The following is a 22,047-nucleotide window of genomic DNA, read 5'->3' on the forward strand; positions in this document are numbered from 1 at the left end:
TCCTTTAGATGTCCAGCACTTGCGGCTGTTGGGCGGTGTGCGGGTGCTCGGCGCCGCCGTACACCTTGAGCTTCTTGATCATGGCGTAACCCAGAGGCCCCTTGGGCAGCATGCCCTTGACGGCCTTCTCGAGCGCGCGGCCGGGGTGCTTGGCCTGCATGTCGCGGAAGTTGGTGGCGTAGATGCCGCCCGGATAACCGGAGTGACGGTAGTACACCTTGTCGGTGGACTTGGTACCGGTCACGCGGATCTTGGATGCGTTGATGATGACGATGAAGTCACCGGTATCGACGTGAGGCGTGTAGATGGCCTTGTGCTTGCCGCGCAGACGGAGGGCCACTTCACTGGCGACCCGTCCGAGAACCTTGTCGGTTGCGTCAATCACAAACCACTCGTGCTTCACGTCAGCGGGTTTGGCGCTGAACGTTTTGGTCATGAGTTTCTCTTGCGAGTTTGGTTTGGCGGGTCCTTTTCCACGGTCGGTTCTTCTCTGTCGGAAGACTCTTAGGTGGGAGTAGATGCTCCGCCGCGGGACCACAAAATCGCTGCGAAGCCCTCCATTGTACGAAATTCGGCCATGGGCTGGCAAGTTTCTACCGGCAGGGGTGTTCGGGCGCTACCATCCCGGCATGTTCAGTTACCGCCACGCCTTCCACGCCGGCAACCACGCCGACGTGCTCAAGCACACCACGCTCATCGCCACGCTGCGCCACCTGATGCTCAAGGAGCCGTCGATCACGCTGGTCGACACCCACGCCGGCGCGGGCCTGTACCGGCTGGACGGCGACTACGCCGAAAAGGGTGGCGAAGCGGTCGATGGCATCGTCAAGCTCATGGGCGCCTTGCGTCCGGCCCAGGGAACAGCCCCTGTCTCGACGCCGGCGCTGGACGACTACCTGGACCTGATCGCCGGCTTCAACGCCGACGGCAGCCTGCGGGTCTATCCCGGCTCGCCGTTCGTGATGCAGTCGCTGATGCGCACCGAATCGCGCGACCGGCTCAAGCTGTTCGAACTGCACCCGACCGACAGCCGCACCCTGAGCGCCAACATCGCCCAGCTCGAAGCCGGGCGCCAGATCGCGGTCGCCCTGCAGGACGGTTTTGAAGGTCTCAAGCCCCTGCTGCCCCCGCCGCCTTCGTCGACCGGGTCCAAGCGAGCCCTGGTGCTGATCGACCCGAGCTACGAGATCAAGAGCGACTACGCCAAAGTGAGTGCCTGCATACAGGAAGGTATCAAGCGCTTTCCGACCGGCACCTACCTGGTCTGGTACCCGATCATTCCGCGCCCCGAGGCGCACGACCTGCCGCGCCGCCTCAAGACGCTGTGCAACCAGGCCAAGCGGCCCTGGCTGCACGCCACGCTGAACATCGGCCAGAAGGACCTGGAGCCCGGCGAACGCCCCGGCCTGACCGCCAGCGGCATGTTCGTGGTCAACCCGCCGCACACGCTCAAGACGGAATTGCAGGCGGCCCTGCCGTTGATGCTCAAGGTGCTGGGCCGCGGCCGCGGCAAGTTGCAGACGCTGGAAACCGGCGGCGCCTGAGACTCCAGTCCCGGCTCAGGGCCGGGTCAGCACCATGGTCCAGTAGCGGCCGTAGCGACTGCCGGGCTGTGCCACACAGGCCACGCCCACCAGCCGGAAGGCGGGCCCCATGATGTTGGCGCAATGGCCAGGACTGTTGATCCAGTCCGCCATCACTTCGTCGACCGAGGATGGCCCTCCGGCGATGTTCTCGGCGGCGGCGCTCCAGCCGGTCCCGGCCGCCTGCACCCGCTGCCCCACCTCGCGGCCGTCGCTGCCCAGGTGCGAAAAGAAGTTGCGCGTGGCCATGTCGGCCGAATGGCGCCGCGCGACACCCTCCAGCAGCACGCTCCAGCCCAGTGGCGGCGCGGCAGCCATGGGCGTGCCGCCACACAGGCGGGGCTGGGCGCGCGCCGCGTTGACAGCGGCCAGCAGCTCCGCCACCGACCCGGCATCGCAGACCACGGGAGGTGCCGCCCACACCGCGGTCGCCCAGGCCGTCAGACCGGGCACCGCGAGCCAGGCCAGCGCCCGGGCCACGTGGCACGGCACCATGAAAGCGACGGTGGACCTCAGCAACATGCCCCGACTGTAGGTGGCACGCCGCGCCCGTCTGTGAGCATCTGTTTCTTCGACCGGTAGAAACCCTGATGAGGGATTCCCGAATTAACCAACCGGTCGGTCGGTTAATTCCCTATACTGCGCATCCACCCGGCCACACCGGGTTTTGGAGACGCGCATGTACACCCAATCTTTTTCCGTCGCCGACGGCGAGACCAAGGACGGTCCCAAGCCGGCCGCGACGCCGATCCGCGGCGAAGACGCCGCGCTGCAGGCGCATTTCGACACCGTCATCGACGCCGACGGCAAGGTCGAACCGCGCGACTGGATGCCCGAGGCCTACCGCAAGACCCTGGTGCGGCAGATCAGCCAGCACGCGCACAGCGAGATCGTGGGCATGCTGCCCGAGGGCAACTGGATCAGCCGCGCGCCCAGCCTCAAGCGCAAGGCGATCCTGATCGCCAAGGTGCAGGACGAAGGCGGCCACGGGCTCTACCTCTACAGCGCCGCCGAGACGCTCGGCACCAGCCGCGACCAGATGCTCGACAGCCTGCACAGCGGCAAGGCCAAGTACAGCTCGATCTTCAACTACCCGACGCTCAACTGGGCCGACGTCGGCGTGATCGGCTGGCTGGTGGACGGCGCGGCGATCATGAACCAGATCCCGCTGTGCCGCTGCAGCTACGGACCGTATGCCCGCGCCATGATCCGCGTCTGCAAGGAAGAGAGCTTCCACCAGCGCCAGGGCTACGAGGCGCTGCTGGTGATGATGCAGGGCACGGCCGAGCAGAAAGCCATGGTGCAGGACGCGGTCAACCGCTACTGGTGGAAGTGCCTGGCCATGTTCGGCCCGCCCGACGCCGACAGCCCGAACAGCGTGCAGGGCATGCGCTGGGGCATCAAGCGCATCAGCAACGACGACCTGCGCCAGAAGTTCATCGACGCCACCGTGCCGCAGGCGGAGGTGCTGGGCGTGACCTTGCCTGACCCCGACCTGAAGTGGAACGAGGCGCGCGGTCACCACGACTACGGCGCCATCGACTGGGACGAGTTCTGGGCCACGGTCAACGGGAACGGCCCGATGAACAAGGAGCGCCTGGCCACCCGCGTCAAGGCGCACGAACAAGGGGCCTGGGTGCGCGAAGCCGCCCTCGCCCACGCCGCCAAACAGCAGCAACGTCAACAGAAGGAGGCCGCATGAGCACGACCGCACCCGCACTGAAAGAATGGCCCCTGTGGGAAGTCTTCGTGCGCAGCAAGCAAGGCCTGGAGCACAAGCACTGTGGCAGCCTGCACGCGAGCGACGCGCGCCACGCGCTGCAGATGGCGCGCGACGTCTACACGCGGCGCCAGGAAGGCGTGAGCATCTGGGTCGTGCCCTCCACCGCCATCACCGCCAGCGAGCCCGACAGCAAGGACAGCTTCTTCGACCCGGCGGCCGACAAGGTCTACCGCCACCCGACCTTCTACGAGATCCCCGACAAAGTGGGGCACATGTGATGAAGGCACCGGTTGACTACATCCTCCATCTGGCCGACAACGCCCTGGTGCTGGGCCAGCGCAACGCCGAGTGGTGCGGGCATGGCCCGATTCTCGAAGAAGACCTGGCGCTGGCCAACAACAGCCTGGACCTGATCGGCCAGGCACGGCTGCTCTACCAGCACGCCGCCGACCGCATCAACAGCGACGGCGCCCTGGCGCAGCGCTTCGCGCACCTGCAGGGCGCGCGGCAGGACGGGCGTGTCGCCGAGGACACCCTCGCCTATTTCCGCGACACCGCCGAGTTCCGCAACCACACCATCGCGGAACTGCCGCACCACGGCCCGCTGGTGGGCTATGCGGTGAGCGAGCGCGACTACGCCGTGACCATCGCCCGCAACTTCCTGGTCAGCGCGCTCATGGTGCTGGTCTGGGACCGGCTGCAGTCGTCGAGCGACGCCCAGCTGGCCGGCATCGCGGCCAAGTCGCTCAAGGAGGTGCGCTACCACCTGCAGCACGCCAGCGACTGGCTGGTGCGCATGGGCGACGGCACCGACGAATCGCACCGCCGCGCGCAGGCCGCCATCGACCACCTGCTGCCCTACTGCGAAGCCTTCTGGCAACCCGCCCCGGCCGAGCAGGCCGCTGCCCGCGACGGCACCGGCGTCGACATCACCGCGCTGCGCGACCACTGGAATGCGCTGGTCAACGAGACGCTGGCCGAGGCCACGCTGACGCGCCATGACCAGCCGCACCAGGGTTATGTGGCGCAGGGCCACGTGGGTCTGCATTCCGAGCACCTGGGTTTCCTGCTGGCCGAGATGCAGAGCCTGGCGCGCGCCCACCCGACCGCCGTCTGGTGACCCCATGGGCATGACCGCCGTGTCGCCGCTGCAAGCCGTGACCCAGGCCATCGCCCACCTGGCCGACCCGGAGATTCCGGTGGTCAGCCTGGGCGAGCTGGGCATCCTGCGCGGCGTGCGCGAAGGCGCCGACGGTGTGCCCGAGGTGGTCATCACGCCGACCTACAGCGGCTGCCCCGCCATGGGCCAGATCGAGGACGACATCGTCGCCGCGCTGCGCGACGCCGGCCTGCCCGGCCGCGTGGTCACGCAGCTCTCGCCCGCCTGGACCACCGACTGGATGAGCGAGGCTGCGCGAGAGAAGCTGCGCGCCTATGGCATCGCACCGCCGCAATGCGGCAGCACAACGGGCACGAACACCGGCGTGCTCCAGTTCAGCCGCCATGCAGCGAAAGCCGTGGACGTGCCCTGCCCGCAATGCGGCTCACACAACACCACCGCGACATCGCCGTTCGGCTCGACCGCCTGCAAGGCGCTCTACAAATGCCTGGACTGCCAGGAACCCTTCGACTACTTCAAGCCGTACTGAACCATGAGCACCGCCGCCCCCCGCTTCCACGACCTCACCGTCTGCCGCGTCAGCCCCGAGGCGGCCGGCGCCGTCGCCATCTCCCTGTCGATTCCCGAGCCGCTGCGCGAGGCCTTTGCCTTCGAACCCGGTCAGTTCCTCACCCTGCGCGCCGACATCGGCGGCCAGGACGTGCGCCGCAGCTACTCGATCAGCAGCGCGCGCAGCCGGCTGGCGAAACACGGCGAAGTGACGCTGGGCATCCGGCCGGTCGAAGGCGGCGTGTTCTCCAACTGGGCCGCCAGCCAGCTCAAGGCCGGCGACACCTTGCGCGCGATGCCGCCCGACGGACGCTTCACCATCCACAAGCCGCGCGCGCTGCACCGTGTCGGCTTCGCGGCCGGCTCGGGCATCACGCCCATCCTGTCGATCATGACCAGCACGCTGGAAGAGTCGCCCGACGCCAAGTTCACCCTGGTCTACGGCAACCGCCGCATGGCCAGCGTGATGTTCAACGAGGCGCTGCAGGACCTCAAGGACAGGTACCCGGGACGCCTCACGCTGATCCACGTGCTCTCGCGCCAGGCGCAGGAAGTGCCGCTGCTCGAAGGCCGCATCGATGGCGACAAGGTGCGCGAGATCATCGGCGCGCTGCTGCCGGTGGGCAGCATGGACGAGGTCTTCGTCTGCGGCCCGGAGGCCATGATCGAAGCCACCGAGAAGGCGCTGCTGGACGCCGGCGTGCGCCCGGACCGCGTGCACACCGAACGCTTCACCTCACCGACGCTGGAAGCCCTGCCGGCCGACCAGCGCCAGTCCGCCGTGCTCGGCCACCCGGCCGTGCGCACCGACGGCGAAGTCGCGCTGACCGTGGTGGTGGACGGCAAGCCGCACCAGCTGCGCATGGGCAAGGACGAGAAGGTGCTGGATGTGGCGCTCAACGCCGGGCTGGACCTGCCCTGGTCGTGCCGGGGCGGCGTCTGCTGCACCTGCCGCGCCAAGGTGATGGAAGGCGCAGTGACCATGGACAAGAACTTCACGCTCGAGCCCTGGGAAACCGAGAAGGGCTTCGTGCTGAGCTGCCAGGCCCGACCGACCACCGACAGGCTGGTGGTCAGCTACGACGAGCGCTGAGCCGCGCAACCGATCAAAACGCCAAACTCAGGCGAGTCACCTGCACGGTCTCGGTCCGGGGAATGACCAGGAACTGCGGCAAAGGCTGGTAGATGGCCGTGCACATGACGTCTGGCGCCGGAACGAAGTTCTCGACCACAACTTGAACCACACTGCCGGACCGGAGCGTCTGCAGCATCCGGTCACCACCGCAGCCGCTGGTGTTGGCCAGGTTCAGCGCCAGGATCTGTTGGGTGCTGAAGTCCACTGCGGGGACCGGATCGATCAGGGTCATGTCGCCGGCCGTGCTGTCCAGGAACGACTGCCAGCCCTGCGCATCCCGGATCAGCAGGTGCTGTCTGGCGGGCGTGTGCGACGCAGATCCGAACGCGAAGCCCGTCCCCCGGAACGACACCGGGTCCAGAACTTCTGCCGGAGACAGGGGCGGGCTGTCCTGCTCGCTGATCCAGGCCAGACCGGCATCCGCGATCTGCATCAGTCCGGGCTCGGGCATCACATAAAAGGCAATGCCCTCATCCAGGTAGGTGGACTGCGCCCGGACGGCGGCAGCCTCCACCGGGCTGGCGGTGTAGAAATGCACCCCGTCCCGGACGGAGAAAAACCGGTACAGCGGCACATATCCGGCACCGGGCACCGCATGCGCCATGAAAGCGATCCCTTCGTAGCTGAAGCGGGGTAGGTTGGCCACGACATGGGCCCGCTCGGCTTCGCTGATCGTGTAGAAGTGCACCCCCCGCTGTGCATCGTAGAACCGGTACACGGGGCGTGCATTCGGATCGTTCAAGACGACAAAGGCCGGGCCTTCGCTCTTCACATCCGGCTGCGCAAACACCAACTGGTCCAGCTCCGCGCGACTGTTGGTGAAAAAGTACCCGCGTGTGCGCGGGTTGTAGACACGGAACACCACCGAATAGCTGGAAAACCAGGGCGGCGGCTCTGCGACCTGCGTTGTTGTGGACTTGCTCGCCAACCGCTGGAGCTCCTGCGCGTTCAGGTTCGCGCCCACCTGCTGCACGGCCAGCGCCTGCGCGCTGGTGGCAGACGACGGTACTGCGGTCGCGCCAGACGTCTGCGCCGGGTCTTTCGACCCACCACAAGCCACCAACAGTCCCCCGACCAGTACCAGGGCCGACACCAACTTCACGCAGCGAATCATGCGAACCTCCTCGAATGCAACAGACTGTCGACCTTGGCAGGTCATTCCCGCCACAACTCCACCGTGGTCACTCCGCGGTTCTTCAGGCCGAGTGACGCGATGGCCGCCTGGCTCAGATCGATGATGCGCTGGTGCCGGTAAGGCCCCCGGTCGTTGATGCGCACCACGACTTCCTTGCCGGTGGCGACGCTGCGCACGCGCACCTTGGTGCCAAACGGCAGGGTCTTGTGCGCGGCCGTCAAGGCATGCATGTCGTAGCGCTCGCCACTGGCGGTGCGCCGGCCATGGAACTTCCGGCCGTACCACGACGCCAGGCCGCGATCGACCAGGGCGGGATCGTCGCTGGTGGACGGGGTGCTGCTCGCATCGGCCGGCTTGCCTGCCGTCGCCGGAGCCTCGGGAACGCTGGAGCCTGCCGCTGCGGGCTCGCCGGCCTTGGCGTTCGCGTCGTTGCGCGCGGTCTCGCGCGGTGCGGGCATCGGCACGGCGGCGGCGGACGCCCCGCGGGTCTTGCCCGCGGGCTCGGCCGAAGAGGCCAATGGAGCCGGCACAGCGGCGCATCCGGCCAGTCCGGCCAGCAGCGCCACCAGGGCAAGGTGGCGGGCGGTGTGGTTCAACTCAGACTCCCTGAAACGTGACCGCCCGGACCTTAACCCAGCTGGAGCCGATTCACGATCTCCAGCGTCGCCACGCTCTGGTTCATCGTGTAGAAGTGCAGCGAGGGCGCACCAGCCTTGCGCAATCGGTCACACAGTTCGGTCACCACGTCCAGGCCAAAGGCCTTGATGGACTCGATGTCGTCGCCATAGCCCTGCAGACGCAGGCGCACCCAGCGCGGCACCTCGGCCCCGCAGGCGTCCGAGAAGCGCAGCAGCTGCGACGAGCTGGTGATGGGCATGATGCCCGGCACCACCGGCACGTCGGCGCCGAGCTTGCGCGCGTCGTCCACGAAACGGCAATACGCGTCGGCGCTGTAGAAGTACTGCGTGATGGCCGAGTCGGCGCCGGCCTTCACCTTGGTGGCGTAGGCCTTCAGGTCGGCCTCGGGCGACTTGGCCTGCGGGTGCACCTCGGGGTAGGCCGCCACCTCGATGTGGAAGTCGCGCCCGGTCTCTTCGCGGATGAAGGCCACCAGGTCGCTGGCGTACTGGAACTCGCCCCCCATGCCGTAACCGCTGGGCAGGTCGCCGCGCAGCGCCACCAGGCGCTTGACGCCCATGGCCTTGAGCATGGCCAGCTGCTCGCGCACGCTGGCCTTGGTGGCACCGATGCACGAGAAGTGCGAAGCCGCGTCCACGCCTTCGGCGAGGATTTCCTTCACGGTGTCGAAGGTGCCTTGCTGCGTCGAGCCGCCGGCGCCATAGGTCACCGAGCAGAACTCGGGCTTCGCCGCGTACAGCTTCTGGCGCACCACGCGCAGCTTCTCGGCACCCTCGGGTGTCTTGGGCGGAAAGAATTCAAAACTCAGGGGCAGGCCCATACGAAAAACTCCCGGTTGCCATCACCACCGGTGATGGCACTTTCAACATAGTCCCGCAGCCGCAGGCTGTTGTCGACACAGGCCTGCGCGATGCGTTGCTGCACGAGCGCGTAACTCGTGGTGTCTTTCACCAGACCGCCTTTGCCGATGTGTCCGGGCTGCAGTTCAAACTGCGGCTTGACCAGCATCAGCAGGTGGCCGGCCGGTTTGAGCAGCGGCACGATGGCCGGCCACACCAGGGTCTGCGAGATGAACGACAGGTCGCCGACGATCAGGTCGAACGGAGCGGCCGCGGCATCGCCCCCCGCCTCCACCAGCTGCTGCGCCGTCAGTTCGCGCGCGTTGCATTTCTCGATGCAGACCACACGCGGGTCGCTGCGCAGCTGCGGGTGCAACTGGCCCTGGCCCACGTCCACGCCCACGACCTGCGCGGCACCCCGTTGCAGCAGGCAGTCGGTGAAGCCACCGCTGCTCTGCCCCACGTCGAGGCAGCGCCAGCCGGTCACGTCGAGGCCGCAATGCGCGAGCGCGCCGTCCAGCTTGAGGCCACCGCGCGAGACGAAGCGCGACTCGGCCGTGTCCTGCAGCTGCAGTTCCACCGTCTCGCGCAACTCCTCGCCGTTCTTGGCCACGGCCTTCCAGTCGCCGCCCGCCAGCCGCCAGCGCACCCCCGCAGCGATCAGACGCTGCGCCTGCGAGCGCGACGCGGCCAACCCTCGCTCGACGAGCAACTGGTCAGCGCGCATCGGCGATCAATAGCGGTAGGTGTCGGGCTTGTACGGGCCGTTCTTCGGCACGCCGATGTACGCGGCCTGCTCGTCGCTCAGCTCGGTCAGCATGGCGCCGACCTTCTTCAGGTGCAGGCGGGCGACCTTCTCGTCCAGGTGCTTGGGCAGCACATAGACCTTGCCCACGTCGTAGCCTTCGGGGTGGCAGAACAGCTCGATCTGCGCGATGGTCTGGTTGGCGAACGACGAGGACATCACGAAGCTGGGGTGGCCGGTGCCGCAGCCCAGATTCACCAGGCGGCCCTTGGCCAGCAGGATGATCTTCTTGCCGTCCGGGAAGATCACGTGATCGACCTGGGGCTTGATCTCTTCCCACTTGCAATTCGCTTCCAGCTTGGCGACCTGGATCTCGTTGTCGAAGTGGCCGATGTTGCAGACGATGGCCTGGTCCTTCATGGCGGCCATGTGCTCATACGTGATCACGTCGCGGTTGCCAGTGGTGGTCACGAAGATGTCGGCCTGCGAGGCGGCGTATTCCATCGTGACGACCTTGTAGCCTTCCATCGCGGCCTGCAGGGCGTTGATCGGGTCGATCTCGGTCACCCACACCTGTGCGCTCAGGGCGCGCAGGGCCTGGGCCGAGCCCTTGCCCACGTCGCCGTAGCCGGCCACGCAGGCGACCTTGCCGGCGATCATCACGTCGGTGGCGCGCTTGATGCCGTCCACCAGCGATTCGCGGCAGCCGTAGAGGTTGTCGAACTTGGACTTGGTGACCGAGTCGTTGACGTTGATGGCGCGGAACATCAGCGTGCCCTTGGCCGACATTTCCTTGAGGCGGTGCACGCCCGTGGTGGTCTCTTCGGTCACGCCCATGATCTGCGCGCTCTTGCGGCTGTACCAGGTGCTGTCTTCGGCCAGCTTGGCCTTGATGGCGGCGAACAGGATGCGCTCTTCGTCGCTGCCCGGGTTGGCCAGCACGCTCTGGTCCTTCTCGGCCTGCTTGCCCAGGTGCATCAGCAGCGTGGCATCGCCGCCGTCGTCCAGGATCATGTTCGGGCCTTCGCCCTCGGTGCCCTTGGCGCCGAAGTCGAAGATGCGGTGCGTGTAATCCCAGTAGTCGACCAGGGTTTCGCCCTTGACGGCGAACACCGGCGTGCCAGCAGCGGCAATGGCGGCCGCGGCGTGGTCCTGCGTCGAGAAGATGTTGCACGAGGCCCAGCGCACCTGTGCGCCCAGCGCCTGCAGGGTCTCGATCAGCACGGCCGTCTGGATGGTCATGTGCAGCGAGCCGGTGATGCGCGCGCCCTTGAGGGGTTGCTTGGCCGCGAACTCTTCGCGGATCGCCATCAGGCCGGGCATTTCGGTCTCGGCGATCTTGATTTCTTTGCGGCCCCAGTCGGCCAGACCGATGTCGGTGATGACGCAGTCGGCGTGGACGGCGGCGGGAATGCGTGCGTTCATGTGGTGTGCTCCAAAAGCAAAGTTTTGAGAACCACTGACGGAAGGGGATGCAGGCTCACCTCACTCGTTCAGTGGATGAGCGTCGTTGCGAAGATGGGTTCCGAGCCTCACGCTCCGCGGCCGGTTCGGGGAACCGGTGGGGGCGCTGCAACGCTCCTCGGAAAGGCCACGATTCTATCGCAGGACGTGGTTTTGGGGCATCTGCGAAACTGCGCAACCTTTATGCCTCACTTCTCCCTTTCCGATTGGCCGCAGGCCGACCGCGCCCGTCTGCATGGGGTGCTGACCGACATCGACGACACGCTGACCACCGATGGCGCGATCACGCCGGACGCCCTCGGTGCGCTGCACGCACTGCGCGCGGCAGGCCTGCCGGTGTTCGCCATCACCGGGCGCCCCGCAGGCTGGAGCGAGCCCTTCGCGCTCGCCTGGCCAGTCAACGCCATCGTGGCCGAGAACGGTGCGGTCGCGCTCTGGCGCGGCGCCGACGGCGCGCTGCAGAAGGCGCACCTGCAGGACGCCGACACGCGCCGCCGGAACTTCGCGCAGCTGCAGGCCGTGGCGCAGCGTGTGCTGACCGAACTGCCGCAGGCCCGCCTGTCGCAGGACAGCGCCGGCCGCGAGACCGACATCGCCATCGACCACAGCGAATTCGCGCATCTCCAGGAAGCCGACATCGCCCGCGTGGTGCAGCTCATGCGCGACGGCGGGCTGAACGCCACCGTCAGCTCCATCCACATCAACGGCTGGATCGGTTCGCACGACAAGCAAGAGGGCGCGCGCTGGATCGTGCGCGAACACCTGCAGCGCGACCTGGACGCCGAGCGCGAGCGCTGGGTCTATGTGGGCGACTCGACCAACGACGCCACGATGTTCGGGCACTTCCCCCACAGCGTGGGCGTGGCCAACGTGATGCGCTTCTGGGACCAGCTGGTGCAGCGGCCGCGTTATGTGACACAAGGCGCACGCGGCGCGGGGTTTGCCGAAGTGGTCCGGGCCGTGCTGGCGGCGCAGCGGGCGGAGACACCGGCATGAGCGGCCCGTTGCAGCCCCCGCCGCACACCGGCCACACCACCCCAGCGCCAGCCCTGGCGCGGCGCGGCCTCTGGGCCATCTTCGGCGCCACCTTCTTCGAGCTGGTGGGTTACTTCATGCTCATGCCCCTGCTGCTGTTGCGGCTCAAGGGCGACGGTGTGTCCACCTCGCTGGCCGGACTGTTCGCGGCCGTGGGCTGGGTGGGGGTGTTCCTCATCACGCCGTTCGCCTCGGCCGTGACGCAACGGCTGGGCCGGCGTCCCACGCTGTGGCTGTCGGCCGCGGTGCCGGTGGTCTCGACCACCGGCTTTCTGCTGACCGACGCGCTGCCGGTGTGGTTCGCCTGCGAGTTCATCGCGGGGGCGGCCTCGGGGCTGCGCTGGGTGCTGGCCGAGGCGGTGGTGGCCGAATTCGCGCCGCCGCAGCAGCGCGGGCGCCTGGTGGGTCTGTTCGAGACCATGGTCGGCACCACCTTCGTGGTCGGCCCGGCCCTGCTGGCGCTGGTGGGGCCGACGAGCCCGGCCGCGCTCTGGCTGGTGATGGGCTTCCTTGTGCTGGGTTTGCTGGGCAGCCTGGGCATTCCGCGCCTGCCGGCGGCGGCCGATGCGCACGAGGCCCGCGTCGGCCTGCACGGCGTGTGGCACGCGCTGCGCGCGCACCCGCTGATCATGACCGTGGGCTTCGTCGGCGGCTTTTTTGAAAGCGGCCTCACCTCCATCCTGCCGCTGTACGGCCTGGCCCTGGGCATGGGGGCGACGGCCGCCGCCCTGCTGGTCTCGGCCAGCGGTCTGGGCAGCGCGCTGATGATGCTGCCCGCCGGCCTGGCGGCCGACCGGCTGGCCCAGCAGCCCCGCTTCGGTGGTGCGCATGGCGCGCGGGTGGTGATCCTGCACGCCTGTGCGCTGGTCACGCTGGCCGCCACGGTGCTGATCCCCTTCGTGGCCGGCGCGCCCTGGCTGGCTGCGGCCGTGGCCTTCGTCTGGGGCGGTGCGGGCGGCAGCCTCTACACCCTGGCCATGATCGACATCGGCTCGCGCGAACAGGGCATCACCCTGGTCAACAGCACGGCCGTGCTGGTGTTGTCGTACACCCTGGGCGGCACGCTGGCGCCGGCCCTGGGCGCGGCCATGCTGGACTGGGCGCCGGTGGTCGGGTTCCCCACGCTGTTGCTGGCCGTGGCCGGGCCGGGCTGGTGGCTGTTGCGGCACGAACAACGTGCCTTGCGCGCGGCGCGCGGCGACGGGCGCTGATTGATGGCGCCCGCGCCGCTTCAGCGGCGGCGCAGCGGGGCCTGGTACAGCCAGACCGGTTTGCCCTGGACGGTTTCCAGCCTTGCCACCGCTTTGAGCTCACGGGCCTCGAACTCCAGGCTCACCAGCCAGGCGCCGGGCCGCAGTTCGGCCGCCGCCTTCTCGACCGCGCGCGGCATGCTCTCGGGCCGCTGGAACAGGTAGACCATGTCGCAGGCCGACCAGTCGGCGGCCCAGATGTCGGCCCGGCGCACCCGGGCGACCATCCCGCTCAGACGGCAGCGCAGCGCGCACAGCAGGGTCAGCGGCCAGCTCCATTCCCAGCCATGGATCTGCGCCCGCGGGTACTGGCGGTGCAGCGCCATCAGGCCGGCGCCCAGGCCGCAGCCCGCGTCCACCACCACGGCGCCGTCGGGCAGCGGTGCGCGGTCGGCCAGGCCGTTCAGCGCATCGGCGGGCGTGGGGAACAGCGGCGCGTCGCCCCAGCTGCCCAGCGGGTACAGCGCCAGCAGCAGGGCCAGCGGCAGCAGCCAGATCCAGCCCGGCACCGCGCCCGCCGCGCCACTGACCAGCAGCGAGAGCGGAAACCCCGCCAGCATGAACAGCCGTCGCCAGGGCGTGCGCCCGGTCCAGGCGGCCAGACCCGCGGCCAGCAGGGCGAGCACGAAAGCCGCGACCGCACCGAGACCGGCCGTGCGCAGGCCGGCGAACAGCGCCCAGGCGAACGCCCAGGTCAGCAGCGCGGGAAGCGGCCAGATCAGCATGGCCGCGATTGTCGCCGCCGCACGAACAGCATTGCGGACGGACAAAAGGCGCCCGAAGGCGCCTTTTTCACGGATCCAGGCCGGGCGGGTCGCCGGCAAGGGTCAGTCAGTCGATGCGCAGCACCACCAGGGTCTGGTTGAGCAGCTGGTAGCCGATCTCGCCGAAAGTGACCGGGCCGTGCAGGTCGCCGATGTGCTGGCCTTCGAGTTCACCGAACAGGAAGTTCAGGATGCAGTTGCAGGAGAACTGCACGCCGTCGGTGCGGTAGCCGGCCAGGCGCTCGCGGAAGCTGGCGCCGTAGTCGGCCACGGGCCTGGCGAAGTGGTAGTCCACGCCGGTGAACACCGGGGCGTACAGCACCACCTTGCGGCCGGCCGCGTCGACCGACTGGATGGAGGCGTTGATGTGCGCGCCACCGAAGTCGCCCACCAGCGGGAGCTTGCCGTCGGCCAGGCCCTTGGCCTGCACGTAGTCGGCCAGGTTGGTCTTTTCGCCGTTGACCAGGCAGTCGCCCACCTCGAACGAGGTGTCGGTGAAACGCAGGGTGTCGCCGTCGCCGGGCTCGAAGATGTTGACGATCTCGATCGACGCGAGCTGGCTCTCGGGCAGGGCCACATGGGCCACGACCACGCCGTCGTCGAACTTCTCGCCCGTGCTGCCCAGGTAGACCTTGGGCGTGGCCTTGCCCAGGTCGGACAGGTGGATGCCGGCGACCCAGCCCACGGTGGGCTTGAGGAAGGCGTCGGCGTCGTTCACGGCCTCGGCCGCAAAGGTATTGTGGGCGGTGCTGCCGGCCGGCACGATGGCCACGGTGAAGCCGTTGTCCGGCCCGTTGCCGACGATGGACTTGAGCTGGTCGGCGCCGTAGTGCGCCAGGGTGATCTGGCCCTGGGCGGGCAGCGGGCTCACGAACACCTGCCCACCGGTGGACACCACGCCACCGGCCGTGTCCATGAAATAGGGAATGGTGCCGGCGATCCAGTGCCCCTTGGGCAGTGCATCCAGGGCGCTCTCCGGGCCAGCCAGCGAAAGATGGGCTCCACCACGGATCAGTTCGGCCGTTTCGGCCAGTGTCATCAGACGGTTCATGTGCGGTGCCTCAGAGTCGGTTGAGTTGGTCGATTTCCGTGGAGAGGATGCGCTCCCACTTCGCGAAGAAGGCCTGGATTTCCGAGGCTTTCTGGGGGGCAGGGTCGGTGCTGCGCTCCAGGCGCTTGACCAGCAGCTGCATCGCCAGGTTGGTGGTCTGGATGCGGGCCAGACCGCCGCCGGCCGCGCGCGCCCAGCAGGGATGGGAGGAAGAAGGAATTGCCATGGTGGACTCGGGTGGGAATGTGAAACCGGTGAAGCCAAAGCCTCACCGCCCACCGGGTTTAACGACCGCAACACGCCGAACTTGACCCGGGGATTACCCGGCCACGACACAGATCAAGTGCGGTCGGACCGCAGCGAAGCGTCGCAGCCGATGCCGGCGGCGATCCAGCGCCGCGCCAGCCGGCGCAGCCACGGCGCCGCCCAGGCCCAGCGCGGGCCGAGCACGTCCACGGCGTCGCTGACGGCGCCGCAGCGGTAGAGGCTTTGCGTTTCATCCCAGCGCAGCGCGTCACAGGCGCCGGTCCGCCTGCGCGAGATCACCCGACCCAGCGGGCAGGGCTCGGCCAGGCAGCACACGCCGCAGCCGTTGCAGGGCGCACCTTCGGCCGGCTGGGGCGGCGCGGCCGGGTGGATGTGGATGACCTGGTCGCGCATCGGTTGAAGCTTGCGGGCGCCACCGGGTCAGGCGCCTTTACCTGAGCCGGATGGCGATCAGCCGTCCTGTGGGCTCCCGGGCGCCCTCCACGATGTAGAGCGTGCCGGTCGCAGACAGCGCCAGCATGCCAGGGACCGGGTAGCTCCAGACCGACTGGTGCGTGACCAGATCTACCGCATGCACTGCCTTGTCGGTGCTGACGAAGACGAGGTTGTTGGTCACCACCACGTTGCGATGGAACTCCGCGTCGGTGGCGGCTCCCGGCCAGGACCACAGGACCTGGCCGGTGTGCTCGTCCAGGGCGTCCAGCGATTTCGGGTTGTTGCGTCCAGCAAAAATCACGCCGTTTGCCAAGGCTGGAGCGGTGAGGTAGCTGCTGCTGGAACGCCAGCGCATGGCCCGATTGATCAGAGAGAAACTGGTCAGCGGACGGCTTTCGTACTGTTCGACGCTGGACGAAGCGCGGCCGCTCCATGCTCCGCCACTGAAGGTCGTGATGTGATCGGGCGCACCGAGCATGGGAGCACCGTGGTAGGAATAACCAGAAGCCGACACCTGCGGATCGGTGATGCTTGCCACCGGCACACCCGTGGCAGCCGAATACACCTCCAGCGAGGCGCCGCTGTAGTGGTAGACGTAGTTGCCATCCACCGCGGGAGTGCTCATGTCGTCGTCACCGGAGAACCGGGACCACAGGCTGGCGCCGGAACTGGCGTCATAGCCGTACACGCCACCACCGTAGTAACCACCATTGGTGAACACACGCCCGTCTCTGACCGTGGGCGCCAGCACGTGAGGCCACTGCCCCGCGAAGGCGCTCTTGAACACCGGCGTGCCGTCGCTGGCGCGAAACGCCCACAGGAAGGTGTCTGCATGCCCCGTGGTGGCGGCGTACACGATCCCGTTGGCCACGGCCGGGGGGTTCAGGGCCGGGAAATTGATGAAATCCTGCCGCCAGGCCAGGGAGCCATCGGTTTCATTCAGGGCGTAGAGCGATGTGAGGGAACCGAAGTACTCATCGTCCGTCACGAACACACGACCGCCTGCGGTCACCACCGGATTGATGGCACCAATCACGCCAGAGGTACTGCGGCGCCATTCCCAGGCATAGGCAAACCGACTCGGATTGAAGGTGAGGGGCACATACCCCGTGTGACTGGCGGTCCCCTGGTGGGTCTCCCAATCCGGTATGTCTGTGACGGGGCCCTGGACCCGGATGGAGTACGGAACCGTCACCGTCCCACCAGCGATCGCCCGGATGCAAGGAGTTTCACTGCACAGGCGCAGAGCGATTTCTCCGTAGTAATCGCCAGCGGCCAAGGAAGAGGCAGTGCGCAGAAGCACGGAATACCGACCGCTACCCAGGCTCGTCACCAAGGGGGCAGGGGAAAAGACGCTGGCCAGCGGCGCCACGCCCAGGTAGAGCGGCACGGACCTGGAGCGAAAGGCCACATCCTCGATGAGCAAGCTCACATCCTGCTGCGCGTCCTGCTCAACCGTCAGGGCAAACGATGAAGGCGTCACCTTCATCGTCAGGTGCGGTCTGCCCACAAAGGGCTTGTTCAGGCTCTTGGTCTGCTCGCCTCCGCCACCGCCGCCACCACAGGCCACCAGGGCCAAGGCAAGCAGCATCAGCCATGCGACACGAATGCAATGCTTCATTTCGATCCCCCTGTCGGTGTTGTCTGCGCCCCGATGAATGCCACAGGCACACCCGGACAGAAGGATCTTACCAATTGACACAATATGCCGATACCCACGGCCGCCGCACCGGACCGCCGGCGCGGGGGCGTCGCAGGGGCGCTATCGGCGCAGCACCGGCCCCAGCACCTTGCCGGTGTGCGTGCCCAGCCGCACCACGTCTTCGGGCGTCGCCGCCGCCACGATCCGCCCACCGCCGGAACCGCCTTCGGGCCCGAGGTCGATGATCCAGTCGGCCTCGGCCATCACGTCCAGATCATGTTCGATCACCACCACGCTGTGGCCGCCGTCCACCAGGCGGTGCAGCACGCGGATCAGCTTTTCCACGTCGGCCATGTGCAGCCCCACCGTGGGTTCGTCCAGCACATACAGCGTGTGTGGCGCCTTCTGGCCACGGCGGCCTACCTCGTCGCGCACCTTGCTCAGTTCCGTCACCAGCTTGATGCGCTGCGCCTCGCCGCCGCTCAGGGTCGGCGAAGGTTGCCCCAGCGTGAGGTAACCCAGGCCCACATCCTTGAGCAGTTGCAGCGGGTGGCTGATCGCGGGCATGGAGGCGAAGAACTCGACCGCCTCGTCCACCGCCATCTGCAGCACGTCGCCGATGTTCTTGCCCTTCCAGGTCACGGCCTGGGTCTCGGGGTTGAAGCGCGCGCTGTGGCAGACCTCGCAGGGCACCTTCACGTCGGGCAGGAAGCTCATCTCGATGGTGCGCATGCCCTGGCCTTCGCAGCCCGGGCAGCGGCCTTCGCCGGTGTTGAAGCTGAAGCGGCCCGGGCCGTAGCCGCGCGCCTTGGCTTCGAGCGTGTCGGCGAACAGCTTGCGCACCGTGTCCCAGAAACCGATGTAGGTGGCCGGGCAGCTGCGTGGCGTCTTGCCGATCGGCGTCTGGTCGACTTCGAGCACGCGGTCCACCGTCTCGCTGCCCAGCAGCTTGCTGCAGCCGGTCCAGGCGGGACGCACGCCCTCGTTGTCCCAGGCCTGGCGGCCGGCGAAGGTGCTGCGCTGGCTCACCGCCGCCGCGGCGTTGGCCAGCAGCACGTCGCGCGCCAGCGTGGACTTGCCCGAGCCCGACACACCGGTCACCACGACCAGCCGGCGCAGCGGCACGTCCACATCGATCTTCTGCAGGTTGTGCATCGCCGCGCCACGCAACTCCAGCTTCTCGGCTTCGGCGCTGACCAGCCGGCGTGGCTGCAGCGGGTGCTTCATCGCGTGCAGCAGGTAGCGGCCGGTCAGCGACTCTTCGCTCGCCGACAGGTCGGCCACCGAGCCCTGCGCCACCACGCGGCCACCGCGTTTGCCGGCGCTGGGACCGATGTCGATGATGTGGTCGGCGCGGCGGATGGTGTCTTCGTCGTGCTCCACCACCACCAGGGTGTTGCCCATGTCGCCCAGCTTGTGCAGCGCGTCCAGCAGGATCTGGTTGTCGCGCGGGTGCAGGCCGATGGTCGGCTCGTCCAGCACGTAACACACACCCTGCAGGTTGGAGCCCAGCTGCGCCGCCAGGCGGATGCGCTGCGCCTCGCCACCGCTGAGCGTGGGCGCGCCGCGGTCCAGCGTGAGGTAGTTCAGCCCCACGTCTTCCAGGAAGGCCAGGCGGCTTTCAATTTCAGGCAGCAGGTCGCGTGCGATGTCGGCCTCTCGGCTGGTCAGACCACCGTCCGCCATGAGTGCACGCACCTTCTGCCGCACCTCGCTCACGGACAGGCGCGCGATGTCGGTGATGCCCATGCCGCCAAACTTCACCGCCCTCGCCTGCGCGTTCAGGCGCGTGCCTTCGCAGCCCGGGCAGGCCTCGTCGGTCAGGTCTTCCACCTCGGGCTCGGCAAAACTCTGCTCGCGGCCCTTTTGGTCGTCGTCGCGCACCGAATCGTCCAGCGCCTTGCGCTGCTCGCGCGAGAGCCTGACACCGGTGCCCACGCAGTCGGGGCACCAGCCGTGTTTGCTGTTGTACGAGAACAGGCGCGGGTCCAGTTCGGGGTAGCTGGTGCCGCAGACCGGGCAGGCGCGGGTGGTGGAGAACACCTCCATCTGCCCCAGCCCCGCCGTGGACCGGCCTTCCGCCAGCGCCGGCGCCAGCCCGTCCAGATCGGTCAGCAGGTGCACCGTGCCCTTGCCCAGCTCCAGCGCCTTGGCCAGCTGCGCGCGCAGCCAGGCTTCGTTGGCGGGGTCGACCAGACCGTCCGCCACCGGCAGTTCGATGGTGTGCTCCTTGAAGCGGTCGATGCGCGGAAAGCCGGTGGTGGGCAGGAACTCGCCGTCCACCCGCAGGTGGGTGTAGCCGCGCGGACGCGCCCAGTCGGCCAGCTCGGTGTAGACCCCCTTGCGGTTGACCACCAGCGGCGCCAGCAGGCCGATGTGGCGGCCCTTGTAGCGCGTGAGGATGGCCGCGGCGATGCTCTCGGGGCTTTGCGGCATCACGGCCGCGCCGTCGTGCACGCAGTGCTGCGTGCCAAGCTTCACATAGAGCAGGCGCAGGAAGTGCCAGACCTCGGTGGTGGTGCCCACCGTGGACTTGCGGCCGCCGCGCGAGAGGCGCTGCTCGATCGCCACCGTGGGCGGGATGCCGTAGACCGCGTCCACCTCGGGCCGGCCGGCCGGCTGCACGATGCTGCGCGCGTAAGCGTTGAGCGACTCGAGGTAGCGCCGCTGGCCTTCGTTGAACAGGATGTCGAAGGCCAGCGTGGACTTGCCCGACCCGCTGACGCCGGAGATCACGTTGAACTTGCCGCGCGGGATGTCGACGCTCAGGTTCCTGAGGTTGTGTTCCTTGGCGTTGACGATGCGGATGGCGTTGCTGTGGTTCTCGGCGCGGGCCGCGGCGGCGCGCAGGCGTTGCGGCTGCTTCAGGTAGTCGACCAGGCGGCCTTCGTGCACCGCGTGCACCTCGCCCATCGATTCGGCGTACTCGCGCAGCGCTTTCGCGGTGTGGCTGGTCCGGTGTTCGCGCACCTCCTCGGGCGGACCTTCGGCCACCACCAGGCCACCACCCGCTCCGCCCTCGGGGCCGAGGTCGATCAGCCAGTCGGCGCTGCGGATCACGTCCAGGTTGTGTTCGATCACGATCAGCGAATGGCCCGCTTCGAGCAGGCGCCGCAGCGAGCGCATCAGCTTGGCGATGTCGTCGAAGTGCAGGCCGGTGGTCGGCTCGTCGAACAGGAACAGCGTGCCTTTGCGGGCCAGCGCCTGGCGGCTGGCGGCGCTGTTCTTGGCCGCCTCGGCCAGGAAACCGGCGAGCTTGAGGCGCTGCGCCTCGCCGCCCGAGAGCGTGGGCACCGGCTGGCCCAGCTTCACGTATTCCAGCCCCACGTCCACGATGGGCTGCAGCACGCGGATGACTTCGCGGTCGGCCTTGAACAGCTCGGCCGCTTCGCTCACGGTGAGTTCAAGCACGTCGGCCACGTTGAGCATCCGCCGGCCGCGTTCGATGCGCACCTCCAGCACCTCGGGCCGGTAGCGCTTGCCGTCGCAGTCCGGGCAGCGCAGGTAGACGTCGGAGAGGAACTGCATCTCGACGTGCTCGAAGCCCGAGCCGCCGCAGGTCGGGCAGCGCCCGTCGCCGCTGTTGAAGCTGAACTTGGCCTGCGTGTAGCTGCGCTGGCGCGACAGCGGCGCGTCGGCGAACAGCGCGCGGATCGCGTCCCAGGCGCCGACGTAGCTGACCGGGTTGGAGCGCGCGGTCTTGCCGATCGGCGACTGGTCCACATAGACCACCTCGCTCAGGAAATCGGCGCCCAGCAGGCGGTCGTGCGCGCCCGGTGATTCGGTGGCCTTGCCAAAGTGGCGCAGCAGCGCGGGGGCGAGCACGTCCTGGATCAGGGTGGACTTGCCCGAGCCCGAGACGCCGGTGACCACGGTCAGCCGCTGCAGCGGGAACTCGACGAAGACGTTCTGCAGGTTGTGTTCGCGCGCGCCTTCGAGGATCAGGCGCGGCGTGCTGTCGGTGACCATGCGCTTGAAGCCCATGCCCACGGTCTTGCGCGCGCCCAGGTAAGCGCCGGTCAGGGTGTCGGCGCTGCGGATGGCTTCGGGCGTGCCGTCGAACACGATCTGCCCGCCGCGCTCGCCGGGGCCGGGGCCCATGTCGATCAGGCGGTCGGCGGCGAGCATGACGGCCGGGTCGTGTTCGACCACCACCAGGGTGTTGCCGGCGTCGCGCAGGCGCAGCATGGCGTCGTTGATGCGCGCCATGTCGCGCGGGTGCAGGCCGATGCTGGGTTCGTCGAGCACGAAGAGGGTGTTGACCAGCGAGGTGCCGAGCGCGGTGGTGAGGTTGATGCGCTGGACTTCGCCGCCACTCAGGGTGCGGCTCTGGCGGTCGAGGGTGAGGTAGCCGATGCCGACTTCGCAGAGGTACCGGAGGCGGGTGTTGATCTCTTCGAACAGGAGTTTCAATGCCTGCTGTTCGCCGGTGCCTTTGTTGTTCGTTGCTCTGTTTCCGTCGTTGGCGCTCGCTGCCTCGGCGAGGGTGCCAGGGGCTTCGTCGTCAGTCGCACGCTCCGATTCCTCCTTCGCCCCCGACACCCTCGCCGAGGCGGGTGCTGGCGCGCGCACGAGGGCCGCTGCACTGCTTTCTTCCAGTGGCGTCCCTGGGTTCGGCGAGGCTGCGGGGCGGGCGGAGTGCCCGGGGAAGGAATCGGAGCGTGCGACTGA

20 protein-coding genes, 1 pseudogene and 1 riboswitch are annotated in these 22,047 nt (G+C 68.1%); of the genes and pseudogenes, 8 read left to right on the forward strand and 13 right to left on the reverse strand.

The genetic code is table 11. The features are described from left to right. Window positions 1-4 precede the first annotated feature (4 nt). Window positions 5-436, reverse strand: coding sequence for a 50S ribosomal protein L13 (gene rplM / locus ACS5NL_RS12690; RefSeq protein WP_411366065.1), 432 nt, complete (start codon window positions 434-436; stop codon window positions 5-7). A gap of 193 nt (window positions 437-629) precedes the next feature. Here rplM and ACS5NL_RS12695 point away from each other — a divergent pair, with 193 nt between their 5' ends. After that, entirely contained in the window at window positions 630-1,544 is a 915-nt protein-coding gene (locus ACS5NL_RS12695; RefSeq protein WP_439354184.1) for a 23S rRNA (adenine(2030)-N(6))-methyltransferase RlmJ, read from the forward strand. A gap of 15 nt (window positions 1,545-1,559) precedes the next feature. Here ACS5NL_RS12695 and ACS5NL_RS12700 read toward each other — a convergent pair whose 3' ends face one another. Beyond that, window positions 1,560-2,105 (reverse strand): CAP domain-containing protein, encoded by a 546-nt coding sequence (locus tag ACS5NL_RS12700; RefSeq protein WP_439354185.1) that lies wholly within the window; start codon window positions 2,103-2,105, stop codon window positions 1,560-1,562. Window positions 2,106-2,262: 157 nt separating this feature from the next. On the opposite strand from ACS5NL_RS12700, the gene paaA reads away from it, so the two are divergent. Genes paaA through ACS5NL_RS12725 form a run of 5 tightly spaced genes read left to right on the forward strand, consistent with a single transcriptional unit; the run spans window position 2,263 to window position 6,068 of the window. Beyond that, complete coding sequence (paaA, locus tag ACS5NL_RS12705) at window positions 2,263-3,285, forward strand: 1,2-phenylacetyl-CoA epoxidase subunit PaaA (protein ID WP_439354186.1); 1,023 nt, start codon at window positions 2,263-2,265, stop codon at window positions 3,283-3,285. Beyond that, complete coding sequence (gene paaB / locus ACS5NL_RS12710) at window positions 3,282-3,584, forward strand: 1,2-phenylacetyl-CoA epoxidase subunit PaaB (RefSeq protein WP_310566511.1); 303 nt, start codon at window positions 3,282-3,284, stop codon at window positions 3,582-3,584. The genes paaA and paaB overlap by 4 nt, the downstream gene beginning before the upstream one ends. After that, a complete protein-coding gene (gene paaC / locus ACS5NL_RS12715; RefSeq protein ID WP_439354187.1) occupies window positions 3,584-4,426 on the forward strand; it encodes a 1,2-phenylacetyl-CoA epoxidase subunit PaaC in 843 nt (280 codons plus the stop codon). The genes paaB and paaC overlap by 1 nt, the downstream gene beginning before the upstream one ends. A 4-nt stretch (window positions 4,427-4,430) precedes the next feature. Continuing rightward, window positions 4,431-4,955: a 1,2-phenylacetyl-CoA epoxidase subunit PaaD gene (paaD, locus tag ACS5NL_RS12720; RefSeq protein ID WP_439354188.1), complete on the forward strand. Its 525-nt coding sequence runs from the start codon at window positions 4,431-4,433 to the stop codon at window positions 4,953-4,955. Between the two features lie 3 nt (window positions 4,956-4,958). Next, window positions 4,959-6,068, forward strand: a complete 1,110-nt coding sequence (locus tag ACS5NL_RS12725; RefSeq protein WP_439354189.1) for a 2Fe-2S iron-sulfur cluster-binding protein — start codon at window positions 4,959-4,961, stop codon at window positions 6,066-6,068. A 13-nt stretch (window positions 6,069-6,081) separates the two neighbouring features. Here the strand turns inward: ACS5NL_RS12725 and ACS5NL_RS12730 are convergent, their stop codons facing one another. The 5 genes from ACS5NL_RS12730 to ahcY are packed head-to-tail and all read right to left on the reverse strand — an operon-like array spanning window position 6,082 to window position 10,893. Then, window positions 6,082-7,224, reverse strand: a complete 1,143-nt coding sequence (locus ACS5NL_RS12730; protein ID WP_439354190.1) for a hypothetical protein — start codon at window positions 7,222-7,224, stop codon at window positions 6,082-6,084. Window positions 7,225-7,265: 41 nt separating this feature from the next. Continuing rightward, the gene (locus ACS5NL_RS12735; RefSeq protein ID WP_439354191.1) at window positions 7,266-7,841 is read right to left on the reverse strand and encodes a septal ring lytic transglycosylase RlpA family protein; all 576 of its coding nucleotides are present in this window, start codon (window positions 7,839-7,841) and stop codon (window positions 7,266-7,268) included. A gap of 32 nt (window positions 7,842-7,873) precedes the next feature. Continuing rightward, a complete protein-coding gene (gene metF / locus ACS5NL_RS12740) occupies window positions 7,874-8,704 on the reverse strand; it encodes a methylenetetrahydrofolate reductase [NAD(P)H] (RefSeq protein ID WP_439354192.1) in 831 nt (276 codons plus the stop codon). Further along, entirely contained in the window at window positions 8,689-9,450 is a 762-nt protein-coding gene (locus ACS5NL_RS12745) for a TlyA family RNA methyltransferase (RefSeq protein WP_439354193.1), read from the reverse strand. The genes metF and ACS5NL_RS12745 overlap by 16 nt, the downstream gene beginning before the upstream one ends. Before the next feature lie 6 nt (window positions 9,451-9,456). Continuing rightward, window positions 9,457-10,893, reverse strand: coding sequence for an adenosylhomocysteinase (gene ahcY, locus ACS5NL_RS12750; protein ID WP_439354194.1), 1,437 nt, complete (start codon window positions 10,891-10,893; stop codon window positions 9,457-9,459). 70 nt (window positions 10,894-10,963) lie between these two features. Next, window positions 10,964-11,058: riboswitch (S-adenosyl-L-homocysteine riboswitch) on the reverse strand. A 57-nt stretch (window positions 11,059-11,115) separates the two neighbouring features. Between ahcY and ACS5NL_RS12755 the strand changes: the two genes are divergently transcribed. Together ACS5NL_RS12755 and ACS5NL_RS12760 are read left to right on the forward strand one after the other, a co-directional pair. Continuing rightward, window positions 11,116-11,928, forward strand: coding sequence for an HAD-IIB family hydrolase (locus ACS5NL_RS12755; protein ID WP_439354195.1), 813 nt, complete (start codon window positions 11,116-11,118; stop codon window positions 11,926-11,928). After that, complete coding sequence (locus tag ACS5NL_RS12760) at window positions 11,925-13,178, forward strand: MFS transporter (RefSeq protein ID WP_439354196.1); 1,254 nt, start codon at window positions 11,925-11,927, stop codon at window positions 13,176-13,178. The genes ACS5NL_RS12755 and ACS5NL_RS12760 overlap by 4 nt, the downstream gene beginning before the upstream one ends. A 20-nt stretch (window positions 13,179-13,198) precedes the next feature. Here the strand turns inward: ACS5NL_RS12760 and ACS5NL_RS12765 are convergent, their stop codons facing one another. From ACS5NL_RS12765 to ACS5NL_RS12790, 6 genes and pseudogenes are all read right to left on the reverse strand, one after another. Further along, on the reverse strand, window positions 13,199-13,942 hold the full coding sequence (locus tag ACS5NL_RS12765) for a class I SAM-dependent methyltransferase (protein WP_439354197.1): 744 nt from the start codon (window positions 13,940-13,942) through the stop codon (window positions 13,199-13,201). A gap of 106 nt (window positions 13,943-14,048) precedes the next feature. Then, window positions 14,049-15,032 carry a DUF6976 family protein gene (locus ACS5NL_RS12770; protein ID WP_439354198.1) on the reverse strand — a complete coding sequence of 328 codons (984 nt, stop codon included), beginning with the start codon at window positions 15,030-15,032 and terminating at the stop codon, window positions 14,049-14,051. 10 nt (window positions 15,033-15,042) lie between these two features. Then, the gene (locus ACS5NL_RS12775; RefSeq protein ID WP_439354199.1) at window positions 15,043-15,258 is read right to left on the reverse strand and encodes a hypothetical protein; all 216 of its coding nucleotides are present in this window, start codon (window positions 15,256-15,258) and stop codon (window positions 15,043-15,045) included. 113 nt (window positions 15,259-15,371) lie between these two features. After that, complete coding sequence (locus tag ACS5NL_RS12780; protein ID WP_439354200.1) at window positions 15,372-15,692, reverse strand: hypothetical protein; 321 nt, start codon at window positions 15,690-15,692, stop codon at window positions 15,372-15,374. 37 nt (window positions 15,693-15,729) lie between these two features. Further along, window positions 15,730-17,355: an outer membrane protein assembly factor BamB family protein gene (locus ACS5NL_RS12785; RefSeq protein ID WP_439354201.1), complete on the reverse strand. Its 1,626-nt coding sequence runs from the start codon at window positions 17,353-17,355 to the stop codon at window positions 15,730-15,732. Window positions 17,356-17,496: 141 nt separating this feature from the next. Continuing rightward, window positions 17,497-21,804, reverse strand: a pseudogene (locus ACS5NL_RS12790) (excinuclease ABC subunit UvrA); the annotation flags it as partial. Window positions 21,805-22,047: the final 243 nt, after the last annotated feature.

It is taken from the genome of Hydrogenophaga sedimenti (assembly GCF_051857515.1).
GTDB lineage: Bacteria > Pseudomonadota > Gammaproteobacteria > Burkholderiales > Burkholderiaceae_C > Hydrogenophaga.